This is a genomic window from Streptomyces sp. NPDC052036 (genome assembly GCF_040680495.1).
In the GTDB taxonomy this organism is placed as follows: domain Bacteria; phylum Actinomycetota; class Actinomycetes; order Streptomycetales; family Streptomycetaceae; genus Streptomyces.
Genome location: NZ_JBFAWW010000001.1, coordinates 544,225 through 557,427, shown reverse-complemented (window position 1 = coordinate 557,427; position 13,203 = coordinate 544,225). Strand labels below are relative to the sequence as shown.

The following is a 13,203-nucleotide window of genomic DNA, read 5'->3' as shown; positions in this document are numbered from 1 at the left end:
CCACCGGGTCATGCCCGCGCACCCTCGCGTCATGCTTCCGGGTCCGCCCCCGCGAAGACCGCTCCCGCGTCCCGCAGCCGCTCGTGCAGCGCGCGGAAGACCGTGGCGGAGCGGGTGCCCGGCCAGTCCCCGGGGAGCAGCCCGGTGGGCAACCCCGGGTCGACGTACGGCAGATGGCGCCAGGAGTCCAGGGCGAGCAGATAGTCGCGGTAGGCCGCCTCCGGCGGGGTGTCCTCGCGTGCCTCCCAGTCGTGCAGCACCCGTGCGTGGCGGTCGAGGAACGCCTCGTGCTGCTTGGCGATCCCGGCCAGGTCCCACCAGCGCGCCACCGTCTGACCGGTCGGCGCGAACCCGAGGTGCTCACCGCGGAAGAGGTCCACATACGGGTCCAGGCGCAGCCTCTCCAGGGTGTGCCGGGTCTCCTCGTACAGACGGGCCGGAGCGATCCACACCCCCGGGGCCGCGGTGCCGAAACCGAGCCCGGCGAGCCGGGAGCGCAGCAGATGCCGCTTCTGCCGCTCCGACTCCGGTACCGAGAACACCGCGAGCACCCAGCCGTCGTCCTCGGGCGGCGTCGTCGCGTACACACGCCGGTCGCCGTCGTCGAGCAGTTGCAGGGCGTCCGGTGACAGCGCGTACCCCGCCGCGCCCGCGGCCGTGCGCGCCGGCACCAGCAGTCCGCGCCGCTTCAACCGGGACACCGACGAGCGCACGGAGGGTGCGTCCACACCGACCGCGGCGAGCAGTCTGATCAGTTCGGCGACCGGCACCGGTCCGGGTGTGAAGCGGCCGTAGGCACCGTAGAACGTCACGATGAGGGAACGGGGAGCGTGCTGATCGGACACGATGATCACTCTAGAACGTCCGCGTCACTCATGATCACCAAGTGGCGGTACCGGGTGGTTGTCCGTCCGCAGCCGGAAGCGCTGGAGCTTGCCCGTCGCCGTGCGGGGCAGCGCGTCCAGGAAGACGAACTCGCGCGGGCACTTGTACGGCGCCAGCTCGGACTTGAGGAAGGCACGCAGCGCCTCCGGGTCGCGGCGCGCCCCCGGCCGGAGGACCGTGTACGCCACCACCACCTGCCCGCGCGCCTCGTCCGCCCGGCCGACGACCGCCGTCTCGACCACGTCCGGATGCCGCAGCAGCGCCTCCTCGACCTCAGGCCCGGCGATGTTGTACCCGGCCGAGATGATCATGTCGTCGGCGCGCGCCACATAACGGAAGTAGCCGTCGGGTTCGCGGACATAGGTGTCGCCCGTGATGTTCCAGCCGTCCCGGACGTAGTCCCGCTGCCGGGGGTCGGCGAGATAGCGGCAGCCGACCGGGCCGCGCACGGCGAGCAGCCCGGGCTCGCCGTCGGGCAGGGGCGTGCCGTGCGCGTCCTGCACCCGGGCCTGCCACCCCGGCACCGGAACTCCGGTGGTCCCCGGGCGGATCCCGTCGTCCGCGGCGGAGATGAAGATGTGCAGCAGTTCGGTCGCGCCGATGCCGTTGATGATGCGCAGCCCCGTGCGCTCGTGCCAGGCCCGCCAGGTCGCGGTGGGGAGGTTCTCCCCGGCCGACACACACCGCCGCAGCGACGTGATGTCGTGCCGGCCGTGCCCGTCGGCCCCGTCCTCACTGTTCAGCTCGTCGAGTATCGCGCGGTACGCGGTCGGGGCGGTGAACAGCACGGAGACCCGGTGCTCGGCGATCGCGGGCAACAGCTGCCGGGGGCCTGCCCGTTCGAGCAGCAGGGCGCTCGCGCCGGCCCGCAGCGGGAAGACGACGAGCCCGCCGAGTCCGAAGGTGAACCCGAGCGGGGGACTGCCCGCGAAGACGTCGTCGGGACGAGGCCGGAGCACATGCCGGGAGAAGGTGTCCGCGATGGCGAGCAGATCGCGGTGGAAGTGGATACAGCCCTTGGGGCGGCCCGTGGTGCCCGAGGTGAAGGCGATCAGCGCCACGTCGTCGGCCGCCGTGTCCACCGGCGGGTACGGTTCCCCGGGCGCCGGCAGCCGCAGCAGATCGTCGGGGGCGTCACCGCCGTAGGGGGTGATGCGCAGCCCGGGGACCTCGGCCTTGACCAGATCGTCGACGGCGCGCGCGTCGCACAGGGCGTGTCCGACCCGCGCGATCTCGCACAGGGTGCGCAGCTCGTGCGCACGCTGCTGAGCGAGCACGGTGACGGCGACCGCGCCCGTCTTCAGCACCGCGAGCCAGCAGGCCGCGAGCCAGGGAGTGGTCGGGCCGCGCAGCAGGACGCGGTTGCCGGGGACGACGCCGAGGCTGCCGGTGAGCGTGTGCGCGATCCGGTCTACACGGGCCCGGAGCTGACCGTACGTCCACACGTCCCCGTCCGCCGTACGGAACGCGGGGCGCTCGGCGGCGGTGTCCGCCAGCAGCTCGACGGCGGCGTTGAGCCGTTCGGGGTATCGCAGCTCGGGCAGGTCGAATCGGAGTTCGGGCCACTGCTCGGGGGGCGGGAGGTGGTCCCGGGAGAACGTGTCCAGGTGGGCGGTGGGGGCGCCGACCGGGTCGGAGGTGCCGATTGTCCCCGCGGCGTCGGATGTCTCCGCGCTACCGGAGGGCTCTGCGGTGTCGGACGTCTCCGCGATACCGGAGATGTCCGTGGTGCCTGCGGCGGCCGGGGCGCTGTCGGCGTCCCTCGGATCCGTGGCTTCCATGGCTTCCATGGCGTCTCGCCCCCTTGTCGTGGTGGGCTCGCGCATCGAGCGTATCGTGTTGGTGACGACAGTCAACGGTCCGCGATACGCTCGGGTGGGCAGCCCACCCGCCCCGGTGCGCCGTCAGGGAGAGGGACCGGCAATGACCGCATTCTCGCTCGATCCGGCACAAACCGCCTGGTGCACGGAACTGCGCACCCTGGCCGAGCAGCGACTGCACCCGCTCGCGGAGAAGCGCGAGCCGGGCCGGGTCAACCGGGACCTGGTCGCGGAACTCGGCCGACTCGGTCTGCTGGACCGGCTGTTCACCTCGGGCGCGCTGGAGCTGTGCCTGATGCGGGAGTCGCTGGCCCAGTCCTGTACGGAGGCGGAGACGGCCCTCGCCCTGCAGGGTCTCGGCGCCCACCCCGTGCACGCCTACGGCACCCCGGCCCAGCGCGCCCGCTGGCTCCCCGGTGTCCGCGCGGGGACGACAGTGGCGGCTTTCGCCCTGACCGAGCCGGACGCGGGCTCGGACGCCGCGGCGCTGGCCCTGCGAGCGGACCCGGACTCGACCGCGAACAGCGCGAACAGGAACAGTGGCAGCGCCACGGAGACCGGCGACAGCGGGTCCGTGCAAGCGGAGCGCGACGGCGAGCGGGGCTGGCGTCTCACGGGCGAGAAGTGCTGGATCTCCAACGCCCCAGAGGCCGACTTCTACACCGTCTTCGCCCGCACCACCCCCGGCGCGGGCGCACGCGGCGTGACCGCCTTCCTCGTCCCCGCCGACCGCCCCGGCCTGACCGGCTCCCCGCTGGACATGCTCTCGCCGCACCCCATCGGCGCCCTGGTCTTCGACGCCGTGCCCGTGACCGCCGACGACGTCCTCGGGGAGCCCGGCCGGGGCTTCCGGGTCGCCATGGGCACCCTCAATCTCTTCCGGCCCAGTGTCGGCGCCTTCGCGGTCGGCATGGCGCAGTCGGCCCTCGACGCGACCCTCGCGTACACGGCGGAGCGGGACGCGTTCGGCGGCAAGCTGAAGGACCTCCAGGCCGTCGCACACCAGGTCGCCGAGATGGCCCTGCGCACGGAGGCGGCCCGGCTGATGGTCTACGCGGCGGCGACGGCGTACGACGAAGGCGCCCCGGACGTCCCGAAACGGGCCGCGATGGCGAAGCTGCTGGCTACCGAGACCGCGCAGTACGTCGTCGACGCGGCCGTCCAGTTGCACGGCGCCCGCGCCCTGCGCCGCGGCCACCTCCTTGAGCACCTGTACCGCGAGGTGCGCGCGCCCCGGATCTACGAGGGCGCGAGCGAGGTCCAACGCGGCATCGTCGCCAAGGAGTTGTACGCCACCCTGGAGGCCCTGTGACCGTCGAGCGCACCGACCCGCCCGACCTGCCGGTCGGCAACCCGCCCGCCCCCTCGCGTATCAACCCGCCCGACCTGTCCCCTCCGGCGGGCTTCTCCCACGCGGTGGTCGCCGCCGGGTCCCGGGTGGTGTTCCTGGCCGGGCAGACCGCCCTCGACACGGCCGGCAAGGTCGTCGGCGCCACCCTCCCCGAGCAGTTCGAGCGGGCGCTCGCCAACCTGCTCACCGCCCTGCGCGCCGCCGGCGGCACCCCCGACGACCTCGCCCGCGTCACGGTCTACGCCACCGACGTCGCCGACTACCGCGCCCACGCCCCCGAACTCGGCCGCATCTGGCGGCGGCTGGCGGGCCGCGCCTATCCCGCGATGGCCGTCGTGGGAACCGTACGCCTCTGGGACGAGGAGGCCCTCGTGGAACTCGACGGCTTCGCGGTGCTTCCGTGACTCCGGCGAAGACGCTGACCGCGGCGCAATCGAGCTGAACCGTCAGCCCTGGACGGGAAGATCCGGATGCAGGGCCAGAAAGACCACGTACGCGATGGCCGCCGCCGCCCCCACCAGGGACAACACCCCTCCCAGCACGGCCCGCGACCTGCTCGTCCGGCCGAGCTTCGACGCTCGGTACTCGATGTACGCACGCACCAGGCCGACGAGGGCGAGCGGCAGCGAGACGAACCAGACAAGCATCCAGAACGGGCAGCAGAACCAGCACGTCACGGACGCTCCACCGAACCAGACCGCGAGTTCCGACACGTCGTGTGTCTCGTCCGGTGCGCCAGGAGAAATCATGGAGTGATCCAAGCAGGGCACGCGTGAGACCTCCGCAGCGCACCTCTGTTCGTTGTGCCCTTCGCTGCCGCTCCCGCTCCGGCTCCCGCTGCCGCTCCCGCTTCCGCGGCCTGCGGTGACGTCCTGGTGACCGTCTACCCCCAAACAATCATAATTGGTCGGCCTTTGGTGTAGGAGGCGACAAAATCATGCGGGACCTGACCACAGCATGCAATCTGGACATGGGAGCACCGCCCGGCCGTGAGCGACAGGGTGGGCGGCGGACGACCAGCGGCGAACGACCGGCCACAGACGGGGCTCGTTGCGCGATACGACCGGTCGAAAGGCGAGAAGCTCGATGGACGAATACCCGCTGATATCGGAACACGGACTCATCGGTGATCTGCAGACGGCAGCACTGGTCTCCACCGAGGCGACGATCGACTGGTTCTGCAGTCCGCGATACGACTCGCCCAGCATCTTCGGAGCGCTCCTCGATCGCGAGAAAGGGGGCTACTGCAAGATCAGTCCTCGTGTGCAGACGTACACGAAGCGGCAGCACTATTCTCCGGACACCTGTGTATTGGTCACCAGATTCCTCACCGAGCAAGGCGTGGGCGCGGTCATCGACTTCATGCCCCCGGCGTTGACGGGCAAGCCGACGAAGAACCACCGTCTGGTGCGTCTGGTGCGCTGCGCGCGCGGCGACATGACGTTCAACATCGAGATCGCGCCCGGGTTCGACTACGCACGGCAACCGCATGAGGTCACCGCGACCGCAGAGGGGTGGGAATTCGTCAGCGGGGATGAGCGTCTGGCGGTGCACGTCGTGGATTCGCTAGGCGACCAGTGCGTGAGTGAAGGGCGGATCCGCGGGGGCGTGCTGGAGCTGACTGCCAGGCTGAGAGCCGGCAGCGCCACCGGGGTGCTGCTGGAGACGGACCCCGACGGTCCGCCGCGCGTCGTCCCGCCGGAGGAGTGCGACCGGCTTCTGGAGGACACGGTCAGCTTCTGGCACGGCTGGTTGGCGCATTCTCGGTATAAGGGTCGGTGGCGGGAGATAGTCAACCGCTCCGCCATGACACTCAAACTCATGACCTATGCCCCCTCCGGGGCCATGATCGCGGCTCCCACGACCAGCCTGCCGGAACAGATCGGCGGCGAGCGCAACTGGGACTACCGCTACGCCTGGATCCGCGACACCACCTTGTCCCTGCACGCCCTGCTCGGGATGGGTTTCACCGAGGAAGCCGCCGCATTCACGGACTGGGTGGGCAACCGCGTCCGGGAACAAGCCGGTGGTGGGGAACACCCTCTGAAGGTCATGTACCGGGTGGACGGCTCAGGGAATCTGAGCGAGGAGACATTGGACCATTGGGAGGGCTACCGGGCCTCCGCTCCGGTGCGCATCGGCAACGGCGCCGCCGACCAGTTGCAACTCGACATCTATGGGTCGGTGCTGGACTGCCTCCAACACGCCGACCAGCGCGGTCTGCAGACGAGCTACGCCAACTGGCAGGCGCTGACCCGCATGGTGGACTGGGTGTGCGACAACTGGGAGCAGCGCGAGGCGGGAATATGGGAAACCCGTGGCGGGGACAAGGACTTCACGTACGGGCGGGTCGCGACCTGGATTGCCCTGGACCGGGCCATCCGCATGGCATCCGCCAGAGGCCGACCGGCCGAGCTGGGCCGATGGATCGGCCACCGCAACGCGGTGTACTCGCAAGTCATGGAGCACGGCTGGAATCGGGAGCGCGCTGCGTTCACACAATCGCTCGGTAGCGACGTCCTGGACTCCTCCCTCTTGGTCATGCCGGCGGTGGGGTTCATCGCGCCCAACGACCCGCGCTGGATTTCCACGATGGACGCGATCAAGAAGGATCTGGTGTCCGACAATCTCGTCTACCGCTACGATCCTGCCGCTTCCCCGGACGGCCTACGCGGTTCCGAAGGCACTTTCTCCGCGTGCACCTTCTGGTACGTTGAATCCCTCGCTCTCGCCGGTCGTCTTCGAGAAGCCCGGCTCGTGTTCGACAGGATGCTCACGTACGCCAACCATCTCGGGCTGTACTCCGAGGAGATCGGGCTGACCGGCGACCAACTCGGGAATTTCCCCCAGGCGTTGACCCATCTCGCCATCATCAACGCCGCGCTGACCCTGGACGCTCACCTTGACGATGTCGCCATGCCGATCATCTCCCGCTCCTCGCTCTTTCCGGGGCCGTACTGGGTGTCTGCTCGATAGCGCCCACCCGAACTACTGCAACTCCTAGAAGGGTGCGCGTGGGTCCCAGAGAAGTCCCAGAGACCCCGCCGGACCCCTCCCGGACCCGCATCGACGCAGGTCGGATGGGATCCGGCGGCCCCGCCTCTCAGATGTTCCGGAACGTCTCGATCTGCGCGCCGACGGAGTTGAGCCGTTCGGCCAGGTCCTCATAGCCGCGGTTGATGACGTACACGTTGCGCAGCACCGAGGTGCCCTCGGCCGCCATCATCGCCAGCAGGACCACCACGGCGGGCCGCAGGGCCGGCGGGCACATCATCTCGGCGGCGCGCCAGCGGGTCGGGCCCTCCACCAGGACGCGGTGCGGGTCGAGGAGTTGCAGCCGCCCGCCGAGCCGGTTGAGGTCGGTGAGGTAGATGGCCCGGTTGTCGTACACCCAGTCGTGGATCAGCGTCTTGCCCTGCGCGGCGGCCGCGATGGCCGCGAAGAAGGGGACGTTGTCGATGTTCAGGCCGGGGAACGGCATCGGGTGGATCTTGTCGATCGGCGCCTCCAGCTTGGAGGGCCGTACGGTGAGGTCGACCAGCCGGGTGCGGCCGTTGTCCGCCACGTACTCGGGACTGCGGTCGTGGTCGAGCCCCATCTCCTCCAGCACCGCCAGCTCGATCTCCAGGAACTCGATCGGCACGCGGCGCACGGTCAGTTCCGACTCGGTGACGACCGCAGCGGCCAGCAGGCTCATCGCCTCGACCGGGTCCTCGGAGGGGGAGTAGTCGACATCGACGTCGATGTTGGGCACACCGTGCACCGTGAGCGTGGTGGTGCCGATGCCCTCGACCGCGACGCCGAGCGCCTCCAGGAAGAAGCACAGGTCCTGGACCATGTAGTTGGAGGACGCGTTGCGGATGACCGTGACCCCGTCGTGGCGGGCGGCGGCGAGCAGCGCGTTCTCGGTCACGGTGTCGCCGCGCTCGGTCAGCACGATCGGCCGGCCGGGGGTGACGGTGCGGTCCACCACCGCGTGGTAGTGCCCCTCGGTGGCGGTGACGTCCAGCCCGAACCGGCGCAGGGCGATCATGTGCGGCTCGACGGTGCGCGTCCCGAGGTCGCAGCCGCCCGCGTACGGCAGCCGGAAGCGGTCCGTACGGTGCAGCAGCGGCCCGAGGAACATGATGATGGACCGGGTACGGCGGGCGGCCGCGGCGTCGATGGCCTCCAGGTCGAGATCGGCGGGCGGCACGATCTCCAGGTCGATCCCCTCGTTGATCCACCGGGTGCGCACGCCGATCGAGGCCAGCACCTCCAGGAGGCGGTACACCTCCTCGATGCGGGCGACCCGGCGCAGTACGGTGCGCCCCTTGTTGAGCAGCGAGGCGCACAGCAGGGCCACGCAGGCGTTCTTGCTCGTCTTGACGTCGATGGCGCCCGAGAGCCGGCGGCCGCCGACCACCCGCAGATGCATGGGACCCGCGTAGCCCAGGGACACGATCTCGCTGTCCAGGGCCTCGCCGATCCTGGCGATCATCTCAAGGCTGAGGTTCTGGTTGCCGCGCTCGATCCGGTTGACGGCGCTCTGACTGGTACCGAGCGCCTCGGCGAGCTGCGCCTGAGTCCAGCCACGGTGCTGCCGGGCGTCACGGATGAGCCTGCCGATACGTACGAGGTAGTCGTCTGACATGTGACCGAGGTTATCTCAGATATGAGATGGCGCCTCTCGGGGGGCCCATTCGGGTGATGCGTCGTCAACGACGCCTGGTGGAACGGGTTCGACGCCAGCCGAAAGGTCCCGGCAAATCCATCGATATCGTACGACGTCCCGTACTGCTGTGCGTGTGACGCGGCCCGTGGTTTCCTCCGGTGGTGAGCGACCAGGAGTGCCTGTTGATGTTCAGGCGCACCCCCGGAAGGATCCGGAAGCTCTTGCGGAACGTGAGCGGCATACGGGTGCCTCCTTCTTTCGTTCGCCGGCTCGCTTCGGATGTCCCGGCTCACGTCGGATACCCGCGCTCGGCGGATTGATGGCGGGCAGGGTGCAGGGGTCGGTGCAGGGGGCACGGGGAGGCGGCGGGGGTGGGTGGAGGGGCGCGCGGAGGGGTGGTGCGGGCCCCCGGGGGGTTCTCGGGGGGTGGTGTGGGCTCCCTGGGGGTGCTCGGGAGGTCGGGGGGTCTTGGGGGTCCCGGGGATGTTCGCGGGCTCCGGGGGGATCTTCCGGACCCCGAGGGACCTTCCGGGGCTCCCGGGGTGGCTCCGGCATGACCGAGCCGCACCCATGTACTAGAGTTATCTCGACATCGAGATATCTGCCGAGGCGCACCACAGCCGACGCTCTAGTAAGGGTTACCTAACTTAGCCTTACCTTAGCGGATCGGTCCAGCCGTCGTGGCGGCAGCATTGCGGTGGTACGCGCACATCAATGAAGGAGACTGTCGTGTCGGCGAACAGCTTCGACGCCCGCAGCACGCTGCAGGTGGGCGACGAGTCGTACGAGATCTTCCGGCTGAACAAGGTGGAGGGCTCGGCCCGCCTTCCGTACAGCCTCAAGGTCCTGCTGGAGAACCTGCTCCGCACCGAGGACGGCGCCAACATCACCGCCGACCACATCCGCGCCCTCGGCAACTGGGACTCCCAGGCCCAGCCGTCGCAGGAGATCCAGTTCACGCCGGCCCGCGTGATCATGCAGGACTTCACGGGTGTTCCCTGTGTCGTTGACCTCGCCACCATGCGTGAGGCCGTGAAGGAGCTGGGCGGCGACCCGGCGAAGATCAACCCGTTGGCCCCGGCCGAGCTGGTCATCGACCACTCCGTCATCGCCGACAAGTTCGGTACGAACGACGCCTTCAAGGTGAACGTCGACCTGGAGTACGGCCGCAACAAGGAGCGCTACCAGTTCCTGCGCTGGGGCCAGACCGCCTTCGACGAGTTCAAGGTCGTCCCGCCGGGCACCGGCATCGTCCACCAGGTCAACATCGAGCACCTGGCTCGTGTCGTCATGGTCCGTGACGGCAAGGCCTACCCCGACACCCTGGTCGGCACCGACTCGCACACCACCATGGTCAACGGCCTCGGCGTCCTCGGCTGGGGCGTCGGCGGCATCGAGGCCGAGGCCGCGATGCTCGGCCAGCCGGTGTCCATGCTCATCCCGCGCGTCGTCGGCTTCAAGCTCACCGGTGAGCTGCAGCCCGGCACCACCGCCACCGACCTCGTGCTCACCATCACCGAGATGCTCCGCAAGCACGGTGTGGTCGGAAAGTTCGTCGAGTTCTACGGCGAGGGCGTCGCCGCCACCTCCCTGGCCAACCGCGCCACCATCGGCAACATGTCGCCGGAGTTCGGCTCCACCGCCGCGATCTTCCCGATCGACGACGAGACCCTGAACTACCTGCGTCTGACCGGCCGCAGCGACCAGCAGGTCGCGCTTGTCGAGGCCTACGCCAAGGAGCAGGGCCTCTGGCTGGACCCGAAGGCCGAGCCGGACTTCTCCGAGAAGCTCGAGCTGGACCTGTCGACCGTCGTCCCGTCGATCGCCGGCCCGAAGCGCCCGCAGGACCGTATCGTCCTCGCGAACGCCGCCGAGCAGTTCACGACGGACGTGCGCAACTACGTGGACGCCGTCGACGAGGCGGGCGTGGAGTCCTTCCCGGCCTCCGACGCTCCGGCCGTCGCCCCCAACGGCGCCCCGTCCAACCCGGTCCCGGTCACCGCCCCCGACGGCACGACCTACACCATCGACCACGGTGCGGTGACGGTCGCGGCCATCACCTCCTGCACCAACACGTCCAACCCGTATGTCATGGTCGCCGCCGCCCTGGTGGCCAAGAAGGCCGTCGAGAAGGGCCTGACCCGCAAGCCGTGGGTCAAGACCACCCTCGCCCCGGGCTCGAAGGTCGTCACCGACTACTTCGACAAGGCGGGCCTGACGCCGTACCTGGACAAGGTCGGCTTCAACCTCGTCGGCTACGGCTGCACCACCTGCATCGGCAACTCCGGCCCGCTGCCGGAGGAGGTCTCCAAGGCCGTCAACGACCACGACCTCGCGGTCACCTCGGTCCTCTCCGGCAACCGGAACTTCGAGGGCCGGATCAACCCGGACGTCAAGATGAACTACCTGGCGTCCCCGCCGCTGGTCGTCGCCTATGCCCTCGCGGGCTCCATGAAGGTGGACATCACCCGCGACGCCCTGGGCACCGACCAGGACGGCAACCCGGTCTACCTGAAGGACATCTGGCCCTCCGAGGCCGAGGTGAACGACGTCGTCGCCAACGCCATCGGCGAGGACATGTTCAACAAGTCCTACCAGGACGTCTTCGCCGGCGACGCCCAGTGGCAGTCGCTGCCGATCCCGACCGGAAACACCTTCGAGTGGGACGCCGAGTCGACCTACGTCCGCAAGCCCCCGTACTTCGAGGGCATGCAGATGGAGCCGGCCCCGGTCACCGACATCGCCGGTGCCCGCGTCCTCGCCAAGCTGGGCGACTCGGTCACCACCGACCACATCTCCCCGGCCGGTGCGATCAAGGCCGACACCCCGGCCGGCAAGTACCTCACCGAGCACGGAGTGGAGCGTCGTGACTTCAACAGCTACGGCTCCCGCCGTGGCAACCACGAGGTCATGATCCGCGGTACGTTCGCCAACATCCGCCTGCGCAACCAGATCGCGCCGGGCACCGAGGGCGGCTACACCCGCGACTTCACTCAGGCCGACGCGCCGGTGTCGTTCATCTACGACGCCTCGCGCAACTACATCGAGCAGGGCATCCCGCTGGTCGTCCTGGCCGGCAAGGAGTACGGCTCCGGCTCGTCCCGCGACTGGGCCGCCAAGGGCACCGCGCTGCTGGGCGTCAAGGCCGTCATCGCCGAGTCCTACGAGCGCATCCACCGCTCGAACCTCATCGGCATGGGCGTCCTGCCGCTCCAGTTCCCGGAGGGCCAGACCGCCGAGTCCCTCGGCCTGACCGGCGAGGAGACCTTCTCCTTCACCGGCGTCGAGGAGCTGAACAACGGCACCACGCCGCGCACGGTCAAGGTCACCACCGACTCCGGTGTCGAGTTCGACGCGGTCGTCCGCATCGACACCCCCGGTGAGGCCGACTACTACCGCAACGGCGGCATCATGCAGTACGTGCTGCGCAGCCTGATCCGCAAGTAAGCGGTCCGGCACGGCAGTCGAGGGCCGCATCCCCGCTCGGCGGGGGTGCGGCCCTTGCCGTGTCCCGGGCGGGGGCGGTCACCGGGCGGGGGCTCACCCCGCTATTGCCGTGCCGGGCTTCGCGACGGGACGAACGTTGCCTGGCGGGGCACTAGATCCACCCCGCGGCCTGAGCGATCGCAAACGGTGCGGGAACCAGGGTCGCCATGCCGAGCCACAGATGCACCGGCCGGCCCTCCTGCCAGGGCATGAGGATGTCCACCACCAGCACCATGCCGAGGACGAACCCGCCGCCCAGCACCGCGCCCAGCGTCATACCGAGCGTGTTGTCCGGTGACTTGCCGGCACAGCCGAACCCGCCGGCGCAGTGGATCACCGCGTATCTGGCGAGCAGCCACCGTACGCACAGGCCCGGCAGTATCGCGACCAGTCCGATCAGCAGATTCGCCACGGCGGGCGCCCACCAGGAACCGGCGGTGCCCCTCTCGTGGCCACCGTCCGCACCGGAACCGTGCACAGCCCGCCCTCTCCCAGGTCCTTGCGTTCGTACAGGTAGATGACCACGAGAGCACTGGGGTTGCCCCGTTCGCGCCCTGGTGCGGCCAACACCGCCCCCACGGGTGACCTGTCGGGTGCGAGGGTGCCATGGATGCAATGGATGCCATGGGCGGCGGGGGGGCTGGGAGACAACTCCGGGCGGACCGGGTGGGCGGTGAGCGTGCCACCCGGTCCGCGAGCCGGTTCGGCCGGGAAGGGGGAGTGGGCCGTACCGGGTGGGACATGGCTTGTGACGACCGATGGAGACGACAACGTTGTCGGGATGGCCTGTACATGACTGTACCCTCCGGGCAGACAACGATGTCAAGGGCGTTCGCCATTACCGAGGGTGTTCGGGGGGCGCTCTGCGCCGGTGCGTGAGGCGCACGCTGGTGTCCCTGCGGCTTGTGCGACCCGCTCGCTGGTTCACTCCGGTGGGCTGAGCGAGGCCCGTACGACAACAGGGCGGGCGCGGAGGAGACTCCGCGGCCGCCCCTTCTCTCACGGGG

Annotated in this window: 10 protein-coding genes; 4 read left to right on the top strand and 6 right to left on the bottom strand. The window is 69.6% G+C overall.

Annotated features, from left to right (window positions below; all coding sequences use genetic code 11):
- Positions 1-29: 29 nt before the first annotated feature.
- Both AB0L95_RS02645 and AB0L95_RS02640 read right to left on the bottom strand, forming a co-directional pair.
- Positions 30-854 carry a PaaX family transcriptional regulator C-terminal domain-containing protein gene (locus AB0L95_RS02645; RefSeq protein WP_365155717.1) on the bottom strand — a complete coding sequence of 275 codons (825 nt, stop codon included), beginning with the start codon at positions 852-854 and terminating at the stop codon, positions 30-32.
- A 15-nt stretch (positions 855-869) separates the two neighbouring features.
- Positions 870-2,675 carry an AMP-binding protein gene (locus AB0L95_RS02640; RefSeq protein WP_365155714.1) on the bottom strand — a complete coding sequence of 602 codons (1,806 nt, stop codon included), beginning with the start codon at positions 2,673-2,675 and terminating at the stop codon, positions 870-872.
- A gap of 133 nt (positions 2,676-2,808) precedes the next feature.
- Between AB0L95_RS02640 and AB0L95_RS02635 the strand changes: the two genes are divergently transcribed.
- A complete protein-coding gene (locus AB0L95_RS02635) occupies positions 2,809-4,017 on the top strand; it encodes an acyl-CoA dehydrogenase family protein (protein ID WP_365155711.1) in 1,209 nt (402 codons plus the stop codon).
- Complete coding sequence (locus AB0L95_RS02630) at positions 4,014-4,460, top strand: RidA family protein (RefSeq protein ID WP_365155708.1); 447 nt, start codon at positions 4,014-4,016, stop codon at positions 4,458-4,460. Before AB0L95_RS02635 ends, AB0L95_RS02630 begins: the two co-directional genes overlap by 4 nt.
- Positions 4,461-4,502: 42 nt before the next feature.
- On the opposite strand, the gene AB0L95_RS02625 is transcribed toward AB0L95_RS02630, so the two are convergent.
- Complete coding sequence (locus AB0L95_RS02625; RefSeq protein ID WP_365155705.1) at positions 4,503-4,805, bottom strand: hypothetical protein; 303 nt, start codon at positions 4,803-4,805, stop codon at positions 4,503-4,505.
- A gap of 337 nt (positions 4,806-5,142) precedes the next feature.
- Between AB0L95_RS02625 and AB0L95_RS02620 the strand changes: the two genes are divergently transcribed.
- Positions 5,143-7,032 carry a glycoside hydrolase family 15 protein gene (locus AB0L95_RS02620; protein ID WP_365155703.1) on the top strand — a complete coding sequence of 630 codons (1,890 nt, stop codon included), beginning with the start codon at positions 5,143-5,145 and terminating at the stop codon, positions 7,030-7,032.
- Between the two features lie 127 nt (positions 7,033-7,159).
- On the opposite strand, the gene AB0L95_RS02615 is transcribed toward AB0L95_RS02620, so the two are convergent.
- Together AB0L95_RS02615 and AB0L95_RS02610 are read right to left on the bottom strand one after the other, a co-directional pair.
- A complete protein-coding gene (locus AB0L95_RS02615) occupies positions 7,160-8,689 on the bottom strand; it encodes a UDP-N-acetylglucosamine 1-carboxyvinyltransferase (protein ID WP_365155700.1) in 1,530 nt (509 codons plus the stop codon).
- 64 nt (positions 8,690-8,753) lie between these two features.
- Positions 8,754-8,951, bottom strand: a complete 198-nt coding sequence (locus AB0L95_RS02610) for a DUF4236 domain-containing protein (protein WP_365155697.1) — start codon at positions 8,949-8,951, stop codon at positions 8,754-8,756.
- Between the two features lie 488 nt (positions 8,952-9,439).
- On the opposite strand from AB0L95_RS02610, the gene acnA reads away from it, so the two are divergent.
- Positions 9,440-12,157: an aconitate hydratase AcnA gene (gene acnA, locus AB0L95_RS02605; protein ID WP_365155694.1), complete on the top strand. Its 2,718-nt coding sequence runs from the start codon at positions 9,440-9,442 to the stop codon at positions 12,155-12,157.
- Between the two features lie 151 nt (positions 12,158-12,308).
- On the opposite strand, the gene AB0L95_RS02600 is transcribed toward acnA, so the two are convergent.
- Positions 12,309-12,674 (bottom strand): hypothetical protein, encoded by a 366-nt coding sequence (locus AB0L95_RS02600; protein WP_365155691.1) that lies wholly within the window; start codon positions 12,672-12,674, stop codon positions 12,309-12,311.
- Positions 12,675-13,203: the final 529 nt, after the last annotated feature.

Bases quoted from the DNA above. Each gene is read 5' to 3' on its own strand.
- AB0L95_RS02640 (WP_365155714.1), bottom strand. From the start codon at position 2,675: ATGGAAGCCATGGAAGCCACGGATCCGAGGGACGCCGACAGCGCCCCG.
- AB0L95_RS02635 (WP_365155711.1), top strand. From the start codon at position 2,809: ATGACCGCATTCTCGCTCGATCCGGCACAAACCGCCTGGTGCACGGAA.
- AB0L95_RS02625 (WP_365155705.1), bottom strand. From the start codon at position 4,805: ATGATTTCTCCTGGCGCACCGGACGAGACACACGACGTGTCGGAACTC.
- AB0L95_RS02620 (WP_365155703.1), top strand. From the start codon at position 5,143: ATGGACGAATACCCGCTGATATCGGAACACGGACTCATCGGTGATCTG.
- AB0L95_RS02615 (WP_365155700.1), bottom strand. From the start codon at position 8,689: ATGTCAGACGACTACCTCGTACGTATCGGCAGGCTCATCCGTGACGCC.
- AB0L95_RS02610 (WP_365155697.1), bottom strand. From the start codon at position 8,951: ATGCCGCTCACGTTCCGCAAGAGCTTCCGGATCCTTCCGGGGGTGCGC.